The sequence below is a fragment of the Fulvivirga ligni genome (genome assembly GCF_021389935.1).
Lineage (GTDB): Bacteria > Bacteroidota > Bacteroidia > Cytophagales > Cyclobacteriaceae > Fulvivirga > Fulvivirga ligni.
Map to the genome: position 1 here is coordinate 4,202,497 of NZ_CP089979.1, position 26,285 is coordinate 4,228,781.

General features: G+C 38.7%; 20 protein-coding genes. 7 read left to right on the forward strand and 13 right to left on the reverse strand.

The annotated features are described in order from the left end of the window. Positions 1–654, forward strand: a complete 654-nt coding sequence (locus tag LVD16_RS17695; protein WP_233769610.1) for an SdpI family protein — start codon at positions 1–3, stop codon at positions 652–654. Here LVD16_RS17695 and LVD16_RS17700 read toward each other — a convergent pair. Continuing rightward, entirely contained in the window at positions 651–2,906 is a 2,256-nt protein-coding gene (locus LVD16_RS17700; protein WP_233769611.1) for a TonB-dependent receptor, read from the reverse strand. The genes LVD16_RS17695 and LVD16_RS17700 overlap by 4 nt on opposite strands. A 167-nt stretch (positions 2,907–3,073) precedes the next feature. Between LVD16_RS17700 and LVD16_RS17705 the strand changes: the two genes are divergently transcribed. The 3 genes from LVD16_RS17705 (at position 3,074) to LVD16_RS17715 (ending at position 6,279) form a co-directional block, all read left to right on the forward strand. Beyond that, the gene (locus LVD16_RS17705; protein ID WP_233769612.1) at positions 3,074–3,613 is read left to right on the forward strand and encodes a hypothetical protein; all 540 of its coding nucleotides are present in this window, start codon (positions 3,074–3,076) and stop codon (positions 3,611–3,613) included. 143 nt (positions 3,614–3,756) lie between these two features. After that, a complete protein-coding gene (locus tag LVD16_RS17710; RefSeq protein ID WP_233769613.1) occupies positions 3,757–5,574 on the forward strand; it encodes a TrkH family potassium uptake protein in 1,818 nt (605 codons plus the stop codon). A 12-nt stretch (positions 5,575–5,586) separates the two neighbouring features. Beyond that, positions 5,587–6,279 (forward strand): potassium channel family protein, encoded by a 693-nt coding sequence (locus LVD16_RS17715; RefSeq protein ID WP_233769614.1) that lies wholly within the window; start codon positions 5,587–5,589, stop codon positions 6,277–6,279. Positions 6,280–6,597: 318 nt separating this feature from the next. On the opposite strand, the gene LVD16_RS17720 is transcribed toward LVD16_RS17715, so the two are convergent. From LVD16_RS17720 to LVD16_RS17765, 10 genes are all read right to left on the reverse strand, one after another. Continuing rightward, entirely contained in the window at positions 6,598–7,353 is a 756-nt protein-coding gene (locus LVD16_RS17720) for an SdiA-regulated domain-containing protein (protein WP_233769615.1), read from the reverse strand. 118 nt (positions 7,354–7,471) lie between these two features. Further along, a complete protein-coding gene (locus LVD16_RS17725; protein WP_233769616.1) occupies positions 7,472–7,921 on the reverse strand; it encodes a PepSY-like domain-containing protein in 450 nt (149 codons plus the stop codon). A 62-nt stretch (positions 7,922–7,983) separates the two neighbouring features. Further along, positions 7,984–9,252 carry a sensor histidine kinase gene (locus tag LVD16_RS17730; RefSeq protein ID WP_233769617.1) on the reverse strand — a complete coding sequence of 423 codons (1,269 nt, stop codon included), beginning with the start codon at positions 9,250–9,252 and terminating at the stop codon, positions 7,984–7,986. Then, a complete protein-coding gene (locus tag LVD16_RS17735) occupies positions 9,249–9,926 on the reverse strand; it encodes a response regulator transcription factor (RefSeq protein WP_233769618.1) in 678 nt (225 codons plus the stop codon). The genes LVD16_RS17730 and LVD16_RS17735 overlap by 4 nt, the downstream gene beginning before the upstream one ends. A gap of 301 nt (positions 9,927–10,227) precedes the next feature. Continuing rightward, positions 10,228–12,450 (reverse strand): TonB-dependent receptor, encoded by a 2,223-nt coding sequence (locus LVD16_RS17740; RefSeq protein ID WP_233769619.1) that lies wholly within the window; start codon positions 12,448–12,450, stop codon positions 10,228–10,230. A gap of 286 nt (positions 12,451–12,736) precedes the next feature. Beyond that, positions 12,737–13,908, reverse strand: a protein-coding gene (locus LVD16_RS17745; RefSeq protein ID WP_233769620.1) for an IS3 family transposase whose coding sequence is annotated in 2 segments (ribosomal slippage) — positions 12,737–13,641 and positions 13,641–13,908 — 1,173 coding nt in all. Because the reading frame shifts where the segments join, the coding sequence is not laid out codon by codon here. Positions 13,909–14,570: 662 nt separating this feature from the next. Further along, positions 14,571–14,900, reverse strand: a complete 330-nt coding sequence (locus tag LVD16_RS17750) for a hypothetical protein (protein ID WP_233769621.1) — start codon at positions 14,898–14,900, stop codon at positions 14,571–14,573. A 100-nt stretch (positions 14,901–15,000) separates the two neighbouring features. Further along, positions 15,001–15,726, reverse strand: a complete 726-nt coding sequence (locus LVD16_RS17755; RefSeq protein ID WP_233769622.1) for a hypothetical protein — start codon at positions 15,724–15,726, stop codon at positions 15,001–15,003. A 335-nt stretch (positions 15,727–16,061) separates the two neighbouring features. After that, positions 16,062–16,580 carry a hypothetical protein gene (locus LVD16_RS17760; protein ID WP_233769623.1) on the reverse strand — a complete coding sequence of 173 codons (519 nt, stop codon included), beginning with the start codon at positions 16,578–16,580 and terminating at the stop codon, positions 16,062–16,064. Between the two features lie 387 nt (positions 16,581–16,967). Further along, positions 16,968–17,942: a hypothetical protein gene (locus LVD16_RS17765; protein WP_233769624.1), complete on the reverse strand. Its 975-nt coding sequence runs from the start codon at positions 17,940–17,942 to the stop codon at positions 16,968–16,970. 413 nt (positions 17,943–18,355) lie between these two features. Here LVD16_RS17765 and LVD16_RS17770 point away from each other — a divergent pair, with 413 nt between their 5' ends. Genes LVD16_RS17770 through LVD16_RS17780 form a run of 3 tightly spaced genes read left to right on the forward strand, consistent with a single transcriptional unit; the run spans position 18,356 to position 23,795 of the window. After that, positions 18,356–19,435: an efflux RND transporter periplasmic adaptor subunit gene (locus tag LVD16_RS17770; RefSeq protein ID WP_233769625.1), complete on the forward strand. Its 1,080-nt coding sequence runs from the start codon at positions 18,356–18,358 to the stop codon at positions 19,433–19,435. Then, on the forward strand, positions 19,432–22,485 hold the full coding sequence (locus LVD16_RS17775; RefSeq protein WP_233769626.1) for an efflux RND transporter permease subunit: 3,054 nt from the start codon (positions 19,432–19,434) through the stop codon (positions 22,483–22,485). The genes LVD16_RS17770 and LVD16_RS17775 overlap by 4 nt, the downstream gene beginning before the upstream one ends. Beyond that, positions 22,482–23,795: a TolC family protein gene (locus LVD16_RS17780; protein ID WP_233769627.1), complete on the forward strand. Its 1,314-nt coding sequence runs from the start codon at positions 22,482–22,484 to the stop codon at positions 23,793–23,795. The genes LVD16_RS17775 and LVD16_RS17780 overlap by 4 nt, the downstream gene beginning before the upstream one ends. 86 nt (positions 23,796–23,881) lie before the next feature. Here LVD16_RS17780 and LVD16_RS17785 read toward each other — a convergent pair whose 3' ends face one another. Together LVD16_RS17785 and LVD16_RS17790 are read right to left on the reverse strand one after the other, a co-directional pair. Further along, entirely contained in the window at positions 23,882–24,868 is a 987-nt protein-coding gene (locus LVD16_RS17785; RefSeq protein WP_233769628.1) for a type I phosphomannose isomerase catalytic subunit, read from the reverse strand. Between the two features lie 12 nt (positions 24,869–24,880). Further along, positions 24,881–26,245: a sugar MFS transporter gene (locus LVD16_RS17790; RefSeq protein WP_233769629.1), complete on the reverse strand. Its 1,365-nt coding sequence runs from the start codon at positions 26,243–26,245 to the stop codon at positions 24,881–24,883. Between the last annotated feature and the right edge of the window lie 40 nt (positions 26,246–26,285).

A 26,285-nucleotide genomic window follows, 5' to 3' on the forward strand; every position in this document is an offset into this window, starting at 1 on the left:
ATGAAAACTTCTATAACCAAAGAGCTGTTTTTAATTTTGCTCATGCTTCTGCCCATCATTACCCTGGGTATTTATTACAACCAACTCGCCGCAGAAGTACCCACACATTTTAACATATCAGGAGAAGCGGACGACTGGACGAAGAAAGAGAACCTATGGTATATCATGCTAGGCTTACCGCTATTTATGTATTTACTCTTTAAATTCATTCCCCGATTTGACCCTAAGAAGAAGATAACAACTATGGGTTCTAAATATTACACCATTCAGGTTATCTCCAGCGCGTTAATTACGGCGCTTTGCTTATTTATGATATTCTCCGGCGTTTATGAAAGTATTTCTTTTAGCAAATATGGCCATTTTATGCTCTTAATATTTCTGGCAGTACTGGGTAATTATATGCAATCAATAAAGCCGAATTACTTCATAGGAGTAAAAACCCCCTGGACATTAGAAGATCCTGAAAATTGGAGAAAGACCCACAGATTCACCAGTAGACTCTGGATGTTTGGCTGCCTGATACTTTTCATTGTCGCCATAGCCATTCCAGCCTACGGGACAAAAATTGCTATCTGGGGAGTCACCGTTTTGGCCTTCGTTCCTATTGCCTATTCATTTTGGCTTCATGCCAATAAGAAAAAACAGGAGGTCTAGTTTACCAGATTATATCTGACCCCCAGGAATGTTCTTCTACCCTGCATTGAGGCAAAATTATAACCCGGGTCAAAAGTATAGCCGTAAGGGTTATTAACAGGATCATCTACTTGCTTATCAAATGGATCGAAGGCGCGCATTATAGGATCATTTGGAACAAAATTGAATAGGTTTTTTATGCCACCATATACTTCAAAAGACCTATTCAACTTCTTGGTGAGCTGAACATTAACTATGGCAAACCAGGGTGAATACTCAGGGCGGTAGTCATTGGGCAAAACTGGTAAGCGCATGGGCCCGTTCCATTGACCGGTAAGATCCAACTCGAAAAACTTAGGGAAATTATAAGTAGCCGTGAAAGTGCCTGACCATTTAGGAGCATGAAGCTGTTGTGATTTGTACTCATCTCCATGCTCATCTTCTTCTACCTGATATACATCCATAAATGACACACCGGCTATGAGTTTCAAAGGAAAGTTAAAAACAAGATCGGTATTGAGCGAAACGCCTCTTGAAATAGCATATCCATCAAGATTATCATAGATGATCTTATCCGGACCTGAATCAAAATCACCTATTATCTTATTGGTAAAATATGAGTAAAAGCCTGTAATGTCCAGCCCTACAAAGAAATCATCATGCGGTATTTTCAGTTCGTAATTTAAGTTAACATTTAAAGACCGCTCTGGCAGTAGTTCTTCAGTAATGACCACCTCTCTGGCTCCTGTTAATGCAGCATGATCTTCGGTAAATAGATTTACTACTCTAAAACCTGTTCCAAAACTGCCTCTAATAATGTGATTTCTACTTGGTGAGAATTTATAAGCCAACCGTGGTGAGTTGACTCCACCATGATTCTGATCATAATCAAACCGATAACCAAACAATAGCTTATGATCATCAGATACCTTCCACTCGTCCTGAATAAAGAAACCAGGAATGGGCGTATGTTGCGGCTGGTTGGTAGTGCCATCACTACTTGCTGTGGCAGGGGTATTGTCATCGTAGTTGGTATATCTGAAGGATGCTCCCAAAAGCAGGCTGTGTTTTTCTGATAACTGCATATCCCAATAGGTTTGAAGAAATGCCACCTGCTGAGTTGCAAAATAGGGCGTAGTGCCATACCATGAGTTTTGATTATGCCAATTATAACTGAGTTGAGTAAATATATCCTGGTTAGATGGCCACTGATACATACCAATGAGTTCCACCCTTTTGGTATAAATACTTTCTCCATATACGCTGTCCGTTCCTCTCCATTTCTTGTCCCAGTTCATTTCACCTCCCCATCTGTCTTCATAGACATATCGGGCAGCCAGGCTTGCCATTTTGCTCTTTCTACGTTCAAAATTCCATTTATTAAACACAGAAACACGATTTTGGAGCGTCATATCTGTGAAGTTGTCATCGTTGTTATCGATGGGATTTTGGTAGTTGTAATAATTAACACCCAGCAAGCTACTGGCTTTACCTATTTTGTGCTTTATAGACGCATCAAAGCTTAATTCAGCCCAGCTCGTAGCAAAAACATCCGCACTGAGCAGCGGAGCATTTTCTACCTTTTTAGTGATCACATTGATAATGCCTCCCATAGCTTCGGATCCGTACAATGATGATGCTGGCCCTTTCACCACCTCTATCCGTTCCACCATACTATTGGGAATGCCATTAAGGCCATAAACTGTACTCAAGGCACTGACAATGGGCATACCATCAATTAACATCATAGTGTACGGACCTTCCATACCGTTAATATGAATATCGCCTGTATTGCAGACGCTACAATTAAGCTGAGGCTGCACGCCATTGACCATGCCTACCGCTTCAAAAAGACTAGGCGTAGGGTTCTTTTGAAATAGCTTAGGAGTTATTATTTCTACTGGCACCGGACTTTCAGCTCTACTTACCTCCTTCATAGTGCCTGTAATGACCACCTCACCAAGGGTGTGACTATCCTCAGTGAGTTGCAAGTTCAATACAACCAAAGGTATATTAATATCTACCGAGCGCTTCAAGGTAGAATATCCTATGCTGGAAATGGTGAGCTCATAAGTGCCATATGGCAAATCTTTGAGTTCAAAGTTTCCATTTGCATCTGTGCTGGCTCCTCTGTTTATCTGCTTCAAATAGACATTAGCGAAAGCTACTGGTTCATCCGAATTACGTATCGTTCCTCGGATTACACCATGCTGACCGAAGCCCATCAAACAGTAGAAATTAAGGATAGAAAAGACTAAAAACCTATACAACATTAGTCAAAATATTTATTTATATAAACAAAATTAATAATTTAGATTTGTCTAAAAAATAAATGAATGTTCTTTTTTCGAATTCTTAATTATATATGTTAACTTCTTAGTAACTGATCATCCTTATAATCCAAAAGGCAATATGTATTCACTTTTAAAACTTAATCGTTATGAAAAAAGTAACATTACTATCGCTTGCACTTTTGGTGTTTTTCATGTTTTCCTGTAAATCTGATGATGATGACGGGGATAAAGTAGCTTCCGGTTCAGTAACCTTTGATGGAGACAGTTATAGTCTCACCAATGGCTTTATGATTGATTTTGGCGCTGATGGTGGCTTCTACAATATTGACTTTACCACCTACGATGGTAGTCTAAACATTGGAGAAGAAAAAATTGAAGGTTCCGTGGAAATATATGCAGAGCTGTTTGCTCCAGGCACTTCATTTTCGACCGGCACCTTTGAGTATCTATCCTATTTTGATGATCCTGAACCTGGTGACTACTTCTTCAATTCATCTTACATCACTATTGACAGTGACGATGATGGAGAGATTGACAGCAATGATGATTCTTTTTCAGCCACAGGCGGTACCATCATGCTATCCGGTAGCGGCTCTAACTACACCATCACTTACAATCTAACGTTTGCTAACAGCATGACGTTAACTGGCTCCGTATCTGGTAAATTCCAGGAAATCAACTTTTAGGAATGGACGGCCGTTCAGAGATTGGGCGGCCCTAATTTCCTCCCACAATCCCATTCTTCACTTAAAGTTGATATTTAGGACACTTCGCTTGTGCCCTGAAATAAAACTTATCATCTTTGTGCCCGCTATTTTAAAAATGGGATTTGAAGCTATTCAAAAACATCGATATTGATGAACCAACCGGGTTAATTTCCAAGGTTATATCCTGGATGTTAGATCATGGTTTGTTCTACATCAGCCTGCTGGCCTTTTTGGGCGTAATAGTTGAAGAAGGCTTTAAATTGCCACCTGAAGCCATCTCTGGTATTCAGCTGGTTTATGTGCTATGCATCTTCAGTTTTATCGTCACGCTATCAGTGCGCGTACTGACCACGTTTATTTACGGACGATCAAGAAAAAAGATACTCTTTTCTGAATATTTTCTTTTTGCCATCCTCATCATCATTCTGTTTTTTCACTGGCTAGTGCCTGAAGGACAGGAAAGCAAGCTGATTGTAGGTGGTATTGCTTCAGACTTAGCCATTATCCGCTTTCATGTGATCATTCTATTTCTGATAGAATTCTCTAAGAGATCTCTTCAGTTTCAGAAATTGGACCTTAACCCTGCCCTACTCTTCACCGGCAGTTTTATGTTGCTCATTCTCATAGGCACCCTGCTCTTGATGCTACCGAAAGCCACCAGTAATGGAATTTCGTTAATAGACGCCTTGTTTACTTCCACCAGCGCAGTGTGCGTAACTGGTCTGGCGGTATTAGATACGTCAAAAGATTTCACCCACTTTGGTCAGGTGATCATCCTCATTTTAATCCAGATTGGTGGACTTGGCATCATGACCTTTACCAGCTTCTTCGGCTTTTTCTTTAAGAGAACCTCAAGCATAGAAAACACCTTATTCATTCAGGATTTCATTAACGAAAAGCGAATGAGTAAGATTATTAGCACCACGCTTAAGATTATTAGTGTAACACTACTGATAGAATTGGCCGGCAGTATTCTGATATTTATCACTATTCACAGCAAGATGTCTGAACCAGGTGAGGCTGTATGGTTTTCTGTATTTCACTCTATATCAGCATTTTGCAATGCAGGATTTTCTACCTTGGCTCAAGGTCTTTATCAGCCTATAGTGAGAGATGCTTATTTGCTTCATTTAATTATTGCGGCATTGATTATCCTTGGCGGAATTGGTTTTCCTGTAATTTTTGATGTGTACAGCAGCTTTAAATATGCCTTTCGTGAAAAGGTAGGACAATGGAGTGGCCAAAGTAAATACAGACATCGCGGCAGGCATTTGACCGTACACACCAAAATAGTTTTAGTGACCACCACGGTACTTTTAGTGCTCGGCTTTTTCATGTACCTATGGAGTGAGCAACACAATACTCTGGTAGGTTTATCATGGCCTGAAAAAATAGCGGTCTCCATTTTCGGATCAGTAACTCCCCGAACAGCTGGCTTTAACACGGTGGATATGAGCAAAATAGCCGTACCTACTATGTTGGTATACCTCATCCTGATGTGGATTGGTGCTTCACCGGGATCTACGGGTGGGGGTTTAAAGACCACTACTTTTGCGGTAGCAGTATTGAATACTTTAAGCGTGGCCAAGCACAGGAGAAGAGTAGAGCTGTTTAGAAGGGAGATTACCAATGAATCCGTAAGAAAAGCCTTTTCTGTGATCATCATGTCCTTTTTGGTCATCGGTTTATCAGTATTTTTCGTGTCGCTATATAACCCTGAGCTTTCTATCATCGCCATTGCCTTTGAATGTTTTTCAGCCTTCAGTACGGTTGGACTGAGCCTGGGGATTACCGGGGACCTGGCATTTATGAGTAAAGTGGTGATCATTATTACCATGTTTATAGGACGAGTGGGCACGCTCACCATCCTTATTGCTCTGATCAGAAAAGCGAAAGCACATACTTATCAATATCCATACGAAAGCGTATTTATTACTTAAAGCATTAGCACTATGAATTACATTGTAATTGGATTAGGAAACTTTGGATCTACCCTATCAATCGCCCTTACAGAAATGGGCTTTGAAGTGATTGGTATTGATAAAGACATGGACCGTGTCAATGCTTTCAAAGATAGCATAGCGCACACCATACGTATGGACTCTGGTGATAAAAGTGCCATGGAAAGCCTTCCTTTAAAGGAATGTGAAGCCGTAATTGTGTGTATCGGTGAGGACTTTGGCGCCTCCGTACTGGCTACGGCCACGCTAAAAGAGCTGGGAGCTTCCAAAATTATAGGCAGAGCCATATCTGATCTTCACAGAACGGTAATTGAGGCCATAGGCGTGCAGGAAATTGTAAGTCCTGAAAGTGAATCCGCTACAAGATTAGCCAAAAGACTGCAGCTAAAAGATGTAATAGATTCTTTTGAATTAGCCCCTGATTATAACATTCTGGAAATAGAGGTACCTGAAAAATATGTAGGTAAGACCATTCTTGAAAGTGATTTCAGAAGCGAGTATAATCTTAATGTGATTACCATCATCAGGCAGGTGAAGAAGAAGAATATTCTGGGACATGAGTCATACAAAAAGCAGGCGCTGGGTGTGGTAACTCCTGAAACACAACTAGATAAGCACGATATACTTGTCATTTTCGGCAGTAACAAGGATATCAAGAGGGCTTTTAAGTCGGTGGATGCTTAAGGGCTTTGAGCGGTTTGAAGTTCAGTTTGTGTGAAGCGACATAGGCGGTCTGTAGTTCATTGGGGCATCGTAGTTAAGGCCATTGATATTGGTTTAATTACTAAATGTTATACTGAGGCACAAGTGGACACTTGCGCCAGGGGTGTTTGACCCCATCCCCGGCCCTTCTCCTGGGAGGAGAAGGGGGACATAAATGTTGATCTGTTTGCTGTTCAGTTTGTGAGGGCACTAATTGGGGCATCATTCACATCAGTGATAGAATAAACAGGGCTCCCAAAACAACCAAAATTTCGATGGAGCCCTGCAGCAATCTAAACCTTACAGTCCTTTGGGCTGCAAGATATTAGCAGATCCTTTCTTGCCTTCATTACTGATATACATAGTACCGGAGTTAGAAAACGTAATACTTTCAGGTTGAGGAAATTGACTTTCACTTAGCTTTACCATCTTTTTAATTTTCCATTGTTTATCCATAATTATCAGTTTGGACTTTTTCCCGTCTACAATGTACATCTCACCAGTCTTAGGGTGAACATCTATTCCTGATGGATTGAAAACCTTATCATCTCCCTGGTCCTCATCATCATTAAAGGCGGCATCATCAAAATCAATTTTGGCAATTGGTTCTTTTCTTAGTTGATGACTTATCAAATCAAAAGTATAAATGCCTTTAAAACTTTTCCCAGAAGGATCTTCATCTTTTACTGTGAGCAAAAGTGACTGAGCATCTGCTGATAAGGTTATACCTTCAACATTATGATCATCAGTTAAAAATGTTTCCCATTCACTGGTTTTCGGATTTTCATTTCTCCAGTCGTCTACCTGAAATATGGTGCCATCGCTTCTTACCACATAGGCTGTACTTCCTTTAATGGCAAGTCCTTCATAATCACCTTTATCTCCAAATGTTGACTGATGCACGATGTCTTTTTTTTCCAAATCATAGGAATAGATTATTCCATCCTCATCTTGTATTGCAGCAATTATATTATCTTCCACCCATACCATCCCTGATATTTCATCTAACTCTTCAGGCAAAGACCATTCATTCACAATATCAAGTTTGGCTTCCATATCAGCCTCAATTTTAGGCATATATCTCATCCACAAAATTATGGACACTAAGATCATGCTTGCACAAAATATTACTACTGGTCGCTGCATAGCATACTCCTTTCTTAATTTTAATTCATTAATCCCAGTACTCAACATCACTTACCTCCTGCCCTTTATCATCTACCACCACTTTTTCTGAAAGAGTGGTTTCAAACTCTATCATGTAATAGGTGATATCATTCTGGATCAGTTCATCGATATCATCTATCTGTTTGCCAGAATAATTTTTATTAATCTCCATACCAACCTCTTCTGGCAAATTGGAGACGTTAATCTCATGTTTATACCTTATAATATCACCCTGATCATTGATTTCTGCCTCATATTCGTGCTTTTGAAAATCAAATTCTACTTCATAGCCATCTGTTGTAGTTTCCCATTCCACATCGGTAGCTCCTGAAAACTGATTATCAAATGCCTCTTGAACCATCTGTGGTACTGCCTGTGCTTGCACATCTTCATTTTTATCGCATGACATTAAAGCCACAGTAAAAAGAGACAAGCCTGTTATTATTATACTTTTCACTGTTCCATCAATTTAGTGTTGATACAATGATAGAAGCAGAAACCGGAAAGAATTGGGAAAGACTATAAAGAGGAGAAATTTAACTGAAAAACATGTTGTTGATCAACAAATTGATAGTTGACATCCAAATGATACATATCACAAATGGCCTTTACAATAGCCAAACCAAGGCCTGTGGAGGAGCTGCTAGCATTCATCTTATAAAACCTGTTAAAGATCTGCTTACTTTCCAGAGACTGATAGCCAGAGTTCTTAATGATTACCAATGGAGCATCTAACACAATATCAACCCTACCAGGATTAACATTATGATTAACAGCATTCTTAATGAGATTATTCAAAAGAATAAATAGAAGGTCAGGGTTAGCATCTACATGAATTTGATTAACAAACTGCATTGAAACACTCACGTTTTTATGATTAGCTATGGCCTCCAGATTATCTACTATTTCACTGATCATCTCATTGATATCAATGCTTTGATGTTGATCGAATTGTTTATTTTCAATCTTTGCCAGCAACAGTAAGCTCTTATTTAGCTTACCCATTCGGTTCACATTATCCATTATCACCTTCCAGTCCTTCACCTGTTCTTCATTGAAATCGCCTTTTTCAATCAGCAATTCAAGCCTGTTTCTCATAATTCCTATAGGTGTATGAAGTTCATGTGCGGCGTTTTCAATAAATTGTTTCTGTGCCTGGTATGCCTCTAAATTAGACTGCAAAAAACCTCTTACCGAATCATATAAAATTTTAAACTCTTCAATGTTGGGCTCACCGTTAATCTCTGTAGGTTTCTCTAGTTTAAAGCCAGAAAGCTTTTTGATAAGATCATAAAATGGCTTCCATATCCTTTTGAGTAGAAGGTTATTAAGGATAATGATTACTGCAATTACTCCAAGATATAGCCAAAGCAATGCATAGGCTAAATCCTCTATTAGATCATCCTCTTCTACCATAGAAGTGATTACTTTAAGCTTATACCATTGCCCTTGCTGCTTGAATGTGGTGGTGAGCAAGCGAACCGGTTCAAAATCCTGCTCATTTTGCATGAACATTGAAGTGTCAGAATAGACATCCTGATAAGCGAAATTTCCAGGATCTTGTATGGCACTAATAGTATAATATCCTTCTTCGAACTGATCCCTACTCAAAATACTGCTGTCATTGGCAGCCTTTTGCAGAACTAACAACTTTTGATTTTCCAGTCCGTCATCCATACTGTCATATATTTCGTCCAGCATAGAATAATAGAGAATTCCTGCCCAAACCAGCAATATAACAAACAGAATACCAGCAAGATACATGGTGGTGTAATTGAGCAGCTTCATATTACCTCCAGCTTATATCCCACACCATAAACAGCTTTTATATTTACCGGGGCCTGATGTGCCTTTAGTTTTCTCCTCAAGTTTTTTATTTGAGAATACACAAACTCATAGTCATCAGCCTCATCCACATGATCTCCCCAGACATGTTCTGCGATGGCCATTTTAGAAACCAACCTCTTATCATTAGTAGCCAGGTAAAAAAGCACATCAAATTCTTTGCGGTTCAGGCTAATTTGGCTTTCTTTAAATTCAACCGTATGATTATCGGGATCGATAGTTAAACCATTGTAATTAAGCACATTACTACCATCCAACTTCCGGCGCCTGATGATGGATTTGACCCTGGCATGTAGCTCAGCCATGTGAAAAGGTTTAGGTAAATAATCATCGGCTCCGAGGTTAAGCCCGTGAATTTTATCTTCAATAGCATCTTTGGCGGAAACGATGATCACACCATCATTTTTATTGTCTTTTTTGAGTTCTTCTAGCAACTTAAGGCCATTGCCATCTGGCAAAGTTATATCAAGTAGTATGCAGTCATAATTAAAGGCTGCAATCTTCATCAACGCGCTGGTCATATCCATGGCTGACTCTACAGTGTAGCCCTCCTGCTCCAATGATTCGATTACACTTTCCAACAAATCCTTTTCATCCTCAACAACAAGTACCTTCATTATTTGGCCAAATTTTCTTTATGAACAGTGATAAGGATAAGAAGTTTTGAGATTTTGTAGTTCAGTTTGTGGGGATGCAAACTGAGGTATCTGTTAGGGATTGTGGTATTGAGTTGAGTTGAGTTAAGGCACAAGTGGACACTTGCGCCAGTTTGTTTGACCTCATCCCCGGCCCTTCTCCTGGGAGGAGAAGATATATGATGTCCAATTCAGTTTGTGTGAAGCAGACATCGGCGGTCTGTAGTTCAGTTTGTGGAGACACAAACTGAGGCGTCTGTTAGTGATCGTGGTAATTTAGGTTTTAAAACTTGTAGCCAATGGAAGCTTTCAGCCAGAATGGAGATCCTGGGGTAAAATGAATTTCTTCTACTGGTTCTGTTTCGTTCTGCAATCGTGATTCTGTGGCGAACTGAGTCTCGTTCCAGTCTACATTGAAGAGGTTTTGTATGTTGATGCCGAGATCGAAGTTTTTCCATTGATAGCCAAGGTTAAGATCAACCACTGTGTAGCCTTCGGCCACGATAGAATTATCTTCATTGGCGGGTCTGTGATCAATATGTCTTAGGTGAGCTCCTCCGTATATGCCGGATGGATGAATAACGCTCAGTCCACTCATAATGGTAAAATCAGGAGCTAGCGGTATATAATTTTCCCCTTCAGGGTCGTCAGCGGACCTTGCCAGGGTGTAGTTTACGTCTGTATTCCAATATAACCATGATACAGGCTGGTATCTAAAACTGAAGTCAACTCCTTGTCTGCGGGTTCTTCCGCTAGGTTCTACCACGGCTTCGTCACCTACATAAACAAACTCCTGCTCCAGGAATAGGTACCAATAAGCTGCATTTATAAATAATTTAGGGGTTGGTTTCCAAATCATACCTAGGTCAGAACCCCATGCTGCGGGTAAAATCTCCTTACCATTTTGAGCCACTACTACACGTGTATCGTTAGAATGAAAGCCTTTGCCTGTTTTGAGGTATAACTGCAGCTCCCTGGAGGGATTGTATAACACATTCAACTTTGGACTTACAATACCCTCATTTTCAGCTTGTGTTTGATATATTGGCAAGGTCTTATCATAATAATTGAATTTAAAATAGTCAAACCGAACCGATGGGTTAATCACCCATTTACCCACGTTATAACTAAGATTGACATAACTAAACATATTAGTCTGATCGATATCACCTAAAGCCAGTGTATCCAACGTAACGGTGCGGTTTAGGGTATGAGAAAGCTCATTATCATGACTCTGGTCATTTCTAAAACCTGCGCCAAATTGGAAAAGCGCATCATTAAAGCCTATTTTCAAGGATTTATTTAACTCACTCTTCAAACCAAACAGATCTCGTTGCTCTTTTTGATGTATCTGATCTCCGTTTTCAGGATCATTGAGAAAAAAAGTGAAATTTGAAAATAGCTCAAATTCATAATCAGCATAAAAGGCTGTGCTCTTAACAAAAGTGTTTTCATCAATACCTTTTATATAATTGAAAATCAGATTAGTACGACTAGTCTTACCGCCCTCCGTATCATCAATAGCACCGAACCTGGAAATGGTGCCGTTATCAATTGCTCGCTGTGGCACCTGGCCTGAAGCATCCCAGGAACTGGTAAAATGAGAGGCTGACAGGCTGATTTTATCCATGTCAGACACCTTGCCACTATACTTAGCCATCAGGTTCAATCGACTGAAATTTTGAGGACTATCAAAGGGGCCATCAGTTAGGTTATAATCTGCAGCAAAGTAGGCCGACTGATCATCTTTATCGACTACCTGAAACATACCCAGAAAACGTTGTGTATTGTACTGACCTGCTTCAAGTTTGATCAAACTGTTATTGAGTTTATCCTTGGTTTTAAATCCTACATAGCCTGTAGTGGTAAAATCGCCCTGGTCTGCGTAGTAAGGTCCCTTACCAAAGTTAATATTGTCTATAGTTTCCGGGATAAGAAAATGTAAGTCTGCATAGCCCTGGCCATGAGCGTGAGAGACCATATTAACTGGCATACCATCCACGGAGATGCTAATGTCCGTACCGTGATCAATATCAAAGCCTCTAAGGAAAATTTGCTCGGCCTTACCTCCACCAGCATGCTGGCCAATCACCAGACCGGGAACCTGGCGCAAAAGCTCTTGGGAAGTATTTACAGGGCTAGTTTTGATATTGATATCCGTAAGCACATTAATCGCATCCAGCTCTGGTGAAACCATGATTTCATCTAAGGAAATCACTTTTTCTTTAAGGGTAATACGATATTCCTGGTTTAGATCATTTACCACAAACGATGCAGGCTCATAACCAATGTGACTGACCTGAAGTGTATCGCCCATCATGGTATTCACCATAAAAAATTGCCCAAAATGCTCTGTATGAGTATGGTTACCTGTTCTTTCATTAAGAATATAAGCCTCTTCTACAGCTCTATTAGACTCATCCACTACCCTACCGGTAATCTTTTGAGCATAGCTAATAAGGGAAAAATTAATGAGAAAAAAGGACAATATAAGTTTGCGCAACATGATAGATTGAGAAGTTTTGAATCGCCAGCGAAGGTAGGTAATCACAGATTGGTGCGTGAGAAAATATTGATGATCTGGGGTATGGTTGTTTGAGTGGTTGGTCGCTGGGTAAAAGTCTGATGGGCTCAAGTGGACAATTGAGTCAGTTGGGGTTGTAGCACAAGTGGACAATTGAGTCAGTTGATGTCTGTTGTAAACTCGACGGTCTGTAGTTCAGTTTGTGGAGACACAAACTGAGGCGTCTGTTAGTTGATAGTGGATTTGCAACAAAAAACTGGACAATAAGTTAAGCACATTTTGAATAGTTATGATTATTAAATTGTTCAGGCGTTTTATATCCTAAGTGCGAATGTTTTCTTTTTCTATTATACCATATTTCTATGAATTCGAACAGGTCATTCTTGGCCTGAAGAATACTATAGAAATTGGTATGCTTGACCAGTTCTGACTTCAGTATCTTAAAGAAGTTTTCTGCCACAGCATTATCCCAGCAATTACCTTTTCTACTCATGCTTTGTTGTATACCCTTACTTGTGAGGTGATCTGAAAAGGAATAGGTGGCATACTGAACTCCCCGGTCGGAATGAAATATTAATTGGTTTGTTGTTGGCCTATTAATTAAAGCCATTCTCCAGGCTGGCCATATTGTATCATGGCAGGCCATAGACCTACTCAATGACCATCCTATAATCTTTCGATCGTACAAATCCATTATGATGGTTAAATACATCCAGCCTTGATTAGTGGGGATGTAGGTAATATCAGAGACCCATTTATGCCCCGGAAGTTTTGCCTGAAAATCTCTGTTTAATAGGTTTTTAGCTACAGGATAGTTGTGTCTTGATTGGGTAGTAGTTCCTCTGAATTTTCTGCAAATAATACTTCTAATGCCCTGTTCACGCATGATTCTTGCCACTCTGGGGCGAGAGATACGCCAACCCAGGTCTCGTAACTCCTCGGTGATCTTCGGGCTACCATACCTTCCTCTGCTATTGCTATGTATATTCCTGATACATGCGGATACCTTTTCAGTCTCCAACTTCCTCATTGATGGCCTTCTGTTGCTCCAACTATAGAAACCACTTCTGCTGACTTTAAGTACTTTACACATCCTCTCAACACCAAATTTGTGATTGTATTCCTTTATGAACCGGAATATTTGTTGTCTCCCTTGGAGAAGATGCTTACTGCCTTTTTTAAGATATCCCTTTCTAGTTGGGTTTCATGCAGTTCTCGTTTTAAACGGGCTATCTCCTTTTGTTCCGAGGTTAAATTCTGCTTACCGTGACCTGAAAAACTACCATCTTTGTACTCATTGTATTCACGTTTCCATCGAGTAACAAGCTCAGTCCTTAAACCAAGCTCATCAGCTACTTCTCTTGTACTTTTTCCTGCAAGGCACAGGTTCACTGCCATTTGTTTAAACTCCTTGTCAAACTCTCTTCTTGCTTTTTTCATATTTAGTAAATTTAACTTAAAAGCGCTTAACTTACTGTCCAGTCAAATGTAGCAGGTCCACTTAACTTACTGTCCATTCTGATGTAGCTCCATAGCACGCGTTACGCTATCGCTAAACGCGCGCTAACGGGGGACTAAGACATACGCGGACGAACGGGACTTTTATTGATCGGACCAGTGGGTGAGGCCGAATCAGTAATTCTTTAAAGTTTTTTTCAAAAAAAATCTTAACTGTATATAAGTAACTACTGAATTCATTACATGCATTACAAAACTAGCTATAACTATCATTAGAAAAAAAACACCCTTAAAAAAAAAGAAGGCATGCGATAGCCAATATGAAAATAATTTTAATTATCCATTGACTAGAATATGATATTACAACTCTATTCTTATCAATATTAAGCTTTGCATGCCGTACATACGCAAATGCACTATTTCTGCTTATTCCATTGAAAGTAGGATTCTTAATAATTATTGATGCTCCATTCATACTAAATTTAACATTTTGCTCGGAAAGATTTTTCCTTAAAATATTCAAAACTTGAATGGTTAGCACATCATCATCCAAACCTATTAATAATTTACTCCTTATTTTTATCACTTGTTATTAAGGTTTTTTGCCTAACCAACCATTTAAAGCAGAACGGGCTAACCTCTCTTTAGCCTGCTACTGTATCCATAGTATAAACAGCAATAAACAAAGAACCATATATTAGACTAACTAAAATATTTATTGCCAGCTTGTAGCCTCTTGCCACAAAATCTTCACCAGTATTAATTAGAACAAACCAAGGGAAAAAGAACATAATCTCATTCAGGTTATAGTTCCAGAATGAATCCGTGTTAAACTTACTAAAAGATCCATAATGAGCTTTTTCATTAGAATTAGATTTGCCTAGTCTAGCATAAAGTTTTTTATGCAAAATATTTTTTATATATCCGAGTACTCCACACCAGAACAAAAAAATAATTAATTTCTCTAAAAACATGATTAATGCACTGTTATTTTCATCTAGCTTCAGACATCCGCTTATCTTATGCCGCGAATATGCTGTTGCTCATGAAGGTCGTAGGACCGCTGCGCTTAACCTATGACCAGTTGGGGGTAAATTCCAAAGAAGCTTGAGCTTCGCTTAAATTATAAATTTTCGAAGAGGGTAACTCTCCTCCTACCTTTTGAATTAAAATGAGTTTGCCCGAATAAAAATTTTCGTCAAAAAAATCCAAACCAAAACTTGATAAATATGAAGCCAATATCTGTCTATTAAATCTATCCTCTTTTTTCTTCTTTCTATAATTGACACTCTTCTCAAAACTTAACTTTTCCCCATATTCATAAAATCTCCATGAACTACCTTCATTTATTAGTTGTATAGACCTTTTACAATTATCAACGTCAATAACTTCAGGGGTATATAATGTAAAAATAGTTGCTCCTAATGATCCGATATTTTCTGATTTCTTGAATTGATTCTCTGACCATCCAGCTCGAATCGTTCGACATTTTAATTTACTTGCTAAGTATCCGACAACTGAGTCAATTTCAGGATATGGATAACCATTTTCAAAAAAAGCAACCCATTTGCTATTAGTTTGAATAAATACAAACCGTCTTCCTTCCAAACTTGTCAAAGGGAGTAAGCGTTCTAGAGAATTAGGAAATTGACTCTTTAATTCTTCAACTATAAAAGTGATCTGGTCCGATTTACAGATTTTCTCTTGCCATTCTTTAAACATCGATATTACCGAATCGAAGTCAGCTTCTAGAAACCCCACCTCACAGGTGATGGGAAAATATTTCTTTTCAAATGTCATAATTATTTAATTAATCCATGGTTCTAAGCCTAACATTTCCAGTCGGATCATTAGCTCAAACCCGATCAGGCACGTTTGAGCGCAGCGGTAACGCGTCCATTTTTCACCTTCCCAAATATGTAATTAATTAGTTAAAATACTCATACTTTCAATATCAGGAAAGTCAAACAATGGGATAAGACAGGGCCGCTCAAATTTCTGTCTTATCAAGCTTTTATTCATGAAATACTATCTAAACATTGAGGCAATAGACACCTGTCTACCATATTCCAAGCATATGCTCTTGCTCATATTAGGTTGTTGGACCGCTGCTTAACCTACCACCCGGTTAGGTGCTAGAGGTGAAATTTTTTTCTATCTGTAGGAAAGCCCCAACCTTCATTATCTTCAATACTAGAATTAAAAAAAATTGAAACTTCTGGTAATGCCCATTGATTTTCAATCATCAATAATATAACCTCACTCAAATATGTTAATGTTATAGCACTATAATCATCCACCCTGGAATAAAGGTTACTACACATTATATAGCTAATATTATCAATAAGTTTATTTACTTGACCAGGTAAGCTAGTAAAAAGAGAATTTAATGAATAGTAAGTTTCTTCATTGATAGTGTTCAATTCAGATATATCTACTTTAGGATCTAAAATACATTCAGGTGTAACATCCAGAAAATTCTCATAGCCACCAATGATATTATTTCCTTCTACAAATTCCCATGCCCGACTTAATATCAAAGTGACTATTGTATCGTCTTGTTTAGTTAGTTCCGGTATATTTTGAATACAATGAATTACGAAAGCTACTCTCCCTCTAATTGATACGGTCTTCAATTTCTCTAAAATATCCATGATACTATATTATCTTAATTATCACCAAATGTGACTTCACCGTTAGCACATTTATACCTAGGCACTCTTTCTCCGCCATTTGTATTTTGAAATTCATATGCATCTGGATCAGTCAAGTCATACCATAGCCCTTGATTTTTTGAATCACATTCAGCACAGTTTGCTTGATGCCAATCCACTATTTGGTTCACACCTGGTCGCAGCGTCGGCTACGATCTATATATGCTTGAACGTCTGCTTAAATTCCTTTCTTTACGCACAAACTCATGTTCAAACAATACTGATTAAGCATTATTACTTCAGACATCTGCTTATCTCATTCCGAGCGTATGCTCTTGCTCACGATAGGTCGTAGGACCGCTGCGCTTAACCTACGACCAGTGGGGGTCAGAAATCAATACTCATCGTTCGTAATGAAAGGTCTAAAGATTCTTTATCAAATAACAATACATATAAGGTTTTCCCAATACTATCAACTTTAAAAGAAACTGCAATATTAGAGTTTGTTTCCAACGTTGTTATATCTATCATTATAACTTCCTTATCACTTTTCTTATAAGCTATATTTCTATTTTTTTTATCAAAAAAAATAGGATCGAAATTTTCTTTAAAACCTATCAATTCGTTTACGCTATTATCATAATTACCGCATGAACATCTGCTAGAATTGATTCTATATATGGAATACCTCCCAATTACATTATTTACAATGAAAATATTGTTATTCTGATTTTTTAATTCAATATTATGAATAAATGTTGATATTCCATTAAATGAATTACAGCTCCTCACCTTATTTGTTAGCAATACATTATTATTTTTAGAAACAAATATATAGGTCAATCCTTCTGACTTTTCAAATAACAACCAACATCTTTCAAAAGATATTGTATTTATTTGATAAAATTCGATATCATTCACCGTTATATTTAGGTTGGTATCCTTTATTAGTTCAAGAAAAGTATCTTTATCTAAGCTATTAGGCCAATATATTTGTTCTTCAACAAGATCACTTGATTTAATAGAATAATTCTGTATCATGGCGGATGATCCAAATGAATTCAGTAAAAGAATAAGAGAATCATTTACATCTAAAATTTGAGGATAAACAACTTGGCCGTCAAACTCCTCTTTTTCCTTCAGCAGAAAATCAACTAACTCTTTTGAGTCAATTGTTTCTACTGAACCGTCAATATATAAATTAAAATCAAAATTTGAATCAGAATTAAACTTCAATCTAATTGTATCCATCCCAATTTTACTGCTCGTTAAAAACGCAGAACCAGTATTTAATTGTTGCAATCCATTTTTCTCCACATACAGTGAAAAAATGATTAATATAACACCAAAAATATTATTCATTAATTCTATTTTGATTTTCGCTTACTGTTTGTTTCCATCTCCTTTCAGAAAATTCTCCCTGAATTGTATCACTTGTTCTAAAAGGATGTGCAAAAGTATATTTACTGTTTTTACCCCGTTCGGGCGCGTTTGAGCACAGCGGTAACGCGTCCGTTTTTCACCTTCCCAAATATGTAATTAATTAGTTAAAATACTCATACTTTCAATATCAGGAAAGTCAAACAATGGGATAGGACAGGGCCGCTCAAATTCCTTTCTTATCAAACTTTTATTCATGAAATACTATCTTAACATTGAGGCAATAGACATCCGCATAAAATGAAGGCAAATAAGATCAGATAGTACCACAATTTTTATAAGCGGTAACAACATTCAATACGCATAGACCGTACTTTGTAGCATAATTGATATTCATGAATGCTACTGTGAAAAAAGTACTGATCGTTGTAATTGTATTAGCAGCCATTGGTTTTATTGTTTACCCTAAGTTATTTTCAAATCAGTCTGAGGCCCCGGAAGGAGGTGCGGAAGCTGCTCCTGCTAATCAGGCGTTGCCAGTTACGGCCCTTGTGGTGCAGGAAAAGTCTCTGGATAACTCTCTAAGAGCTACCGGATCATTGCAAGCCAATGAGTCTATTCAGCTCCGCTCTGAGGTTTCCGGAATTGTTGAAAGCATACATTTTAAGGAAGGACAGAAAGTGCAGAAAGGTCAACTGCTGCTTAATATTAATGATGATGAAATATTAGCTGAAATTGAGAAGCTGAAGTTTACCAGAAAGCTCAATGAAGATATCAGTGACCGTCAACAGAAGCTTTTAGCTAAAGAAGCTATTAGCAAGGAGGAGTATGAAACGGCCATGACTACTCTGAATACCACTTTGGCAGATATAAAGGTGAGAGAGGCGCAGTTGGCCAAGCATCACATTAGAGCTCCATTTTCAGGTATTATTGGTTTACGATCTATAAGTGAGGGTAGCTACCTGAATCCAGCCGATAATATTGTGAGTTTATACAGCGTAAATCCAATTAAAATTGATTTTTCTGTTCCCGGAAAATATTTAGCTGATGTAAACCCCGGTGATAAGATCACTTTTACCACTGACTCTTACAATGAGACTTTTCATGGTGAAATATATGCGATAGAGCCACAGATTGATCCACAAACCAGAAGCTTAAGACTGAGAGCTCTGTGCCCTAACGACGATAATAAGTTACTTCCAGGCCAGTTTGCGAAAATTACATTGACATTAGACACGTATGACAGTGCGCTAATGATACCTACCGAAGCTATTATACCTGAGCTAAACGGCAAGAAGGTATTTATCTACAAGAATGGTGTTGCTGAATCCAGACAAGTGGAAACAGGCATTAGAACTGCGGATAAAGTACAGATTACGGCTGGGCTTAATCCGGGAGATACGGTGCTTACCTCCGGAACTTTACAATTGAATCAAGGTACTCCTGTAGAATTAGAAATCCAGAACGCGCAATGAGTTTAGCTACCATTAGTGTCGACAGGCCCGTACTGGCCATTGTGATGTCTATCACCATCATCATTTTTGGTGTAGTAGGCTTTAACTTCCTGGGAGTAAGAGAGTACCCCAGTGTTGACCCTCCGATTATCACCGTTTCTACCAGCTATGCCGGGGCCAACTCCGACGTAATAGAAACACAGATTACGGAGCCCTTAGAAGAATCCATTAACGGTATTGAGGGTATCAAAACATTAAGTTCTACATCTAACGAAGGTAGAAGCACCATTCGTGTAGAGTTTGGACTAGATACCGACTTGGAGGCCGCGGCCAATGATGTGCGTGATAAAGTATCTCGAGCCATCAGAAACCTACCGCCAGATGCTGACCCTCCAATAGTTTCGAAAGCAGATGCTGACTCCTCTCCTATTCTGGCACTCAGAATTTTCAGTAAGCAGCGTAACCTGTTGGAGATGTCCGAAATAGCTGAAAACACTTTCAAGGAAAACTTCCAAACCATAGAAGGTGTAAGTGAAGTGCGTGTTTGGGGTGAGAAAAGATATTCTATAAGGCTTTGGATGGATCCCGATAAACTAGCCGCCTACAAAGTAACGCCACTGGATGTTTACAATGCAGTGGAAGCGCAAAACCTGGAGCTGCCGTCTGGTAGAATTGAAGGAAACAGTACTGAGCTTACTGTAAGGACATTAGGCCGATTAAACACACCTGATCAATATGATGACTTGATCATTCGTGATGACGAATTTGGATTGATCAGATTTAGAGATGTTGGTCGTGCTGAGTTTTATCCTGAAAATGACAGAACGGTATTAAAGAACAATGGTACTCCTATGGTAATGACGGCCATAGTACCTCAGCCAGGAACAAACAACCTCAGCATTGCGGAAGCCTTCTACAAACGGTTGGAAGATATTAAGCGCAACTTACCCAATGACATTGAGGTATCTGTGAGCTTTGATAATACGGAATATATCCAGGACTCTATTAATGAGGTACAGGAAACCATTTATATGGCCTTTATCCTGGTGGTGTTGATCATTTTTATATTCTTGCGCGACTGGAGAACCACATTCATCCCTGTGGTGACCGTGCCGATCAGTCTTATAGGTGTATTCTTCTTAATGTACCTTTTCGACTTCTCTATTAACGTGCTCACGCTATTAGGAATAGTACTTTCTATCGGTTTGGTAGTAGATGATGCTATTGTGGTATTAGAAAACATTTACACCAAAATAGAAAAAGGCCAGGAACCACATGAGGCAGGTAAAGAAGGTACTAATGAGATTTTCTTTGCCGTAATCGCGACGACAGTGGCCCTTACAGCGGTATTCTTTCCTATCATATTCCTTCAGGGAATTACCGGTCGTTTATTCCGTGAGTTTGGTTTGGTTGTAGCAGGTTCTGTTATCATTTCCAGCTTTGTGGCCCTTACTTTAACTCCGATGCTTTCTTCTAACATGCTGAAGAAGAGAGAAAAGCAAAACTGGATTTATAACAAAACCGAGCCTTTCTTTAATTGGCTGAATGAAAAATATGGCAATGCACTTGACAGCTTCATGAGTTTTAAATGGTTGGCATTCGTGATCATCATTCTTTCTGCAGCAGGTATCTACTTCAGTTTGAAGTTCTTACCAGAAGAGCTTGCTCCTATGGAAGATAGAGGAACTTTCAGAATTATGGCCACAGGCCCGGAAGGTGCCACTTTCGATTACATGGATTTCTATGTTGATCAAATGATTCAACTGGGAGAAAAGGAAGTACCTGAGGCTGAGTCAATTATATCAATCACTTCACCCGGGTTTGGTTCTGGATCAGTAAACAGTGCATTTATCATTGCCAAGCTGAAGGATGCTGAAAACAGAGAAAGAAGCCAATCGCAAATAGTGGATGACCTTAAACCAAAGATTGCTAAGAACACCAGAGCTCGAGCTTTCGTATCACAACCTCAAACCATTGGTGGTCGTGGTGGTGGTCTTCCTGTGCAATATGTGATTCAGGCCACTACCTTAGATAAGTTGAAAGCTGTACTACCTCAATTTAGAGAAAAAGCACAGGCAAGTGGTATCTTTGATTTTGTAGACCTTGATTTGAAATTCAATAAACCAGAACTCAACGTTACCATCGATAGAGATAAGGCCAGAGATTTGGGAGTTTCGGTAAGAAATATTGCTCAAACGCTGCAGCTCACGCTCAGTGGGCAACGTTTTGGCTACTTTGTAAAGGATGGTAAGCAGTATTACATCATCGGGCAGGTAGAAAGAGACAATAGAAATGATCCTTTAGACTTAAAATCAATCTATGTAGAAAGTGATGAAGGAGAACTTATTCAAATGGATAATCTCGTTACACTTACCGAGGAAAGTACTCCACCTCAGCTTTATAGATACAACCGTTTTGCATCAGCTACTTTCTCTGCCAGTCTAGCTCCAGGCTACACATTGGGTGCTGGCATAGAAGAGATGAACAGAATAGCTGATGAAGTCTTAGACGGTTCTTACAGTACTGCTCTGGCTGGTAGCTCTCTAGAATATCAGGAAAGTGCCAGTAACTTGTATTTTGCCTTTGGCTTCGCATTGGTACTCATCTACTTAGTGCTTTCAGCCCAGTTTGAGAGCTTCAGAGATCCATTGATTATCATGTTCACAGTGCCTTTAGCTCTGGCAGGAGCACTTGGTTCATTATGGATATATGGTCAATCATTGAACATTTTTAGCCAAATTGGTATTATCATGCTCATTGGTCTGGTTACGAAAAATGGTATTCTTATCGTAGAGTTTGCCAACCAAAGAAAGGCTCATGATATGGACATGACCGAGGCCATAGTGGGAGCTGCTAAGGCGCGTTTCCGCCCTATTCTTATGACGAGCTTATCTACCATATTAGGTATTCTGCCTATAGCCTTAGCATTGGGTGCTGGCTCAGAAAGTAGAGTTTCAATGGGTATAGCGGTAATTGGAGGAATGGTTTTCGCCACGCTCCTAACGCTTTTTGTTATACCAGCCATTTATACGTTTATCAGCACTAAAGACAAAAGATTAGCGAGGTCATGAGGAGAATAAGCATAGTTTTAATAATGATAGTGGCTGCTACCTTTGGAGTCAATGCACAAAACACATTATCACTGGAAGAGGCTATTCAGGTAGCCTTGGAAAACAACTACTCAATTAAGATAGCAAAGAATGAAGTAGAGCTAAATGATAACAACCTCACCTTGGGAAATGCGGGCTTCTTACCTTCACTTATTGCTGATTATCAGCGTTCTTATGGAAATCAATCTTATGAGCAGCAACGTGCTACCGGCGATTTAAATACTGGTGATAATGTAAAAAGTAACAGACAAGCAATCAGTGCTACGCTGAACTGGACAGTGTTTGATGGCCTTAAAATGTTTACCACCTTTGACCAACTTGCTGTACTAAGTCGACAAAGTGAGGAAAACTTACAAGCTAATATAGAACTATTAATCTATAACATCACCGCTGCCTACTATTCAGCAGCTCAAGAAAAAGAAAGATTACTATCCTTTACCAGTAACGTAGGGCTATCTGAGGAACGCCTTCAAATAGCCAATGATAAATATCAGCTGGGAAAAGCATCGAAGCTAGAGTTTCTTCAGGCTAAAGTGGATTTAAACACTGATAAATCTTCATTGATTCAACAAAAGGAATTGCTGGCAGTACGAAAGTATGAGCTTTTAAGACTGATGGCTGTAAAAAATGATAGTATCAATTTTACATTAAACTATGAGGTGGTGAATGATACCACGCTTATACTCCCCTCTTTGTTAGATAAGTTAGATATGCAAAACCCTCAGCTGCTAGCGCTAAAAAGAGAGCAGACTATAGCGATGTATAATGAGAAGCTTGCTAAAGGAGACCTATTGCCACAAGTTGACTTATTTGCCACATATACTCGTTCAAACTTCGAAACACCAGCAGGATTTGCTCTTAGCGGTAACTCCAGAGATTTAACCTATGGCGTATCTGCCTCCTGGACGCTTTTTAACGGCCTTAATGTATGGCGAAGAGCCCAGAATGCCAAGATACTATCAGAAACCACCATGTATCAGTATGAGGATCAATTGATTGAGTTCGAGACTACCGTAAAAACCACTTACATCAATTACCAGAATAATTTAGAATTACTGAAACTGGAGGAAGCCAACCTTGACGTAGCAAAAGAGAACAACGAGATAGCAAAAGAAAGGTATGATATAGGCCTATCTAACCCTGTAGAGCTAAGAGAATCTCAGGTAAATTTAGTCAATGCCCAGATAAGATATCAAAATGCAGCCTTTGCCGCCAAGCAGGCAGAAGTTCAATTGAAATATTTAAGCGGATTATTGATTCAGGAGGAATAACAAACCCATCTAGTTATAAAAGAAAAGGGCTTCTCTATGTGTTTATCACAAAAGAGAAGCCCTTTTTCGTTATATGTATTGATTAATTAAACCGGAATATAAGTCTCCAACACCTTACTTTCCCCTTCAGGAGTAAGTTTGATATCTTTAATAGAAGCCGGAATAAGAACCACATCTCCCATGGTGGCATCCATAGTGGTGTCACCGGCTGTGATTGTTGTATTACCTTCTAAGAATACAAGGATCACGAATGAATCTAGAGACGAATAATCTTTTACCATCTCTGCATCAAGCACCATTCTGTTAGTTTCAAAGAACGGACATTCTACTATGGCAGTTGATTTATTTAACTCAAGTGGCTTATTAGATTTATACTCATCATAATGTTTGTAGTCGATAGCATCCACCGCTTCTTCTACATGTAGCTCACGTTTATTGCCTTTATCATCGGTTCTGTCAAAATCGTAGATCCTGTATGTGATGTCGGAACTTTGCTGAATTTCAGCCAGCATTACCCCTTTACCGATAGTGTGTACTCGTCCGGCAGGAATGAAGAACACATCATCCTTATCCACTTTTTCTTTATTTAAGATCTCAGTGAGTTTACCAGCCTCGAAGTATTCCAGATACTTTTCTTTACTAACTTCCTGATTAAAACCAGTAATCAAAGTAGCATCTTCGTCTGCCTGAATGATATACCACATCTCTGTTTTACCGAAAGAGTTATGTCTTTCCTGAGCCAGTTTATCATCAGGATGCACCTGAATAGAAAGGTCTTCGTTAGCATCAATAAACTTAATTAAAAGCGGAAATTTAGCTCCGTAAGTTTCAAACACCTTCTCTCCTACTAATTCTCCTTTATACTTGGCTATAAGGCCAGTTAAAGGTTCTCCTTCTAAACTTCCATTAGAAACGAAAGATACATTACCTTCTACACCAGAAAGTTCCCAGGTCTCGCCACAGTTAGGTAGCGGCGAAAAATCTTTATGAAGAACATCCTTTATTTTACTACCACCCCAGATCTTGTCTTTATAGATGGTTTTAAATTTTAGTGGATATAATTGCTCTGACATGTGAAATAGAATTTAGTCGATTTTAGTGTATATTTTATTATAACGAATAGTATAAACAAAAAGGTAGAAATAGCAGACCATAGGCACAATGAATGAAAATCCTATTGAAAATTGGTCAGCAAAATAACCTTGTAAAAGTGGCACCAACGCCCCACCTAAAATAGCCATAATTAACAAGGAAGAACCCTGACTGGTATATTTTCCCAAGCCTTTTGTAGAAAGTGAGAATATATTAGACCACATAATTGAATTGAATAGCCCGATTGACAAAATAGGCCAAACCATTAAACCAGGTACTTCAATTACAGTAATTATCAAGAAAGCGATATTTACGATAGCGAAAACCCCAAGCATAAGTCGGGCATTCTCACCAATAAATAGCATTAGCAATAAGTTAATAGCAATGAAGATAAAATAAGGCCACATTTCAGCCACAGGCACTCCGGCCAGATAAACTATGAAAGGAACAATTAAGGCAATGATACCTAGAGATTGTAGTACTCTTTTCCCTAACGGCTGATCACTTATATTGATACCCCCTAAGAACCTACCAATCATAGCTCCTCCCCAGTAGAAATAGGCCAAATAAGTACTGGCTTCCATATGGTCAAGTCCAAGCACATTTTCATGTCCTAAATAACCGATCATTAAACTACCTACAGCTACCTCAGCACCTACATAGCAGAATATGCTCAAAACTCCCCATTTCAACTGACCGAACTTCAATACAGAAACATCCCCTGTGATATTATCTTCAGATTTGAAAGAAGGTATTTTACTGAATGAAAAGAAGAAAGCCACTACAAGGAAAAGTGCTCCTAATATGATATATGGAATCTTTACATTTTCAGCAGTAAGTACTCCATCGATAGCAAAGAATTTAAAGATGAAATAACCACCTACTACTGGCGCCAATGTGGTACCTAAAGAGTTGAAGGCTTGAGTCAAATTTAATCGTCCAGAAGCGCTTTCAGGATCACCTAATAAAATTACAATAGGGTTACAAGATATTTGAAGAACTGTAAGGCCAAGACCAAGTACGAATAAGGCTGCCAGGAATAACCCATAAACCTCAGCAATTGATGCAGGCACAAAAAGTAAACAGCCGATACCTGAAATGATAAGGCCGATGAAAATCGTCTTTTTATAACCGATTTTGTTGATTGGATCACCAAAACTTAAAGAGGCAATAAAGTAAGCCAGGGCACCTACGAAATAAGCTAAGAAGAAGGCAAACTGTACTAAAACTGACTGAACGTTAGATAAATTAAATACAGTTTTAAGGTATGGAATTAATATGTCATTAAGAGAAGTAATGAATCCCCACATAAAGAAAAGTAATGTGAGTATAGCTAAGGATTTAACATGTTTATTCATTCGAATATGATTAATTAGTAGTATTTTTCAAGCGATTCCA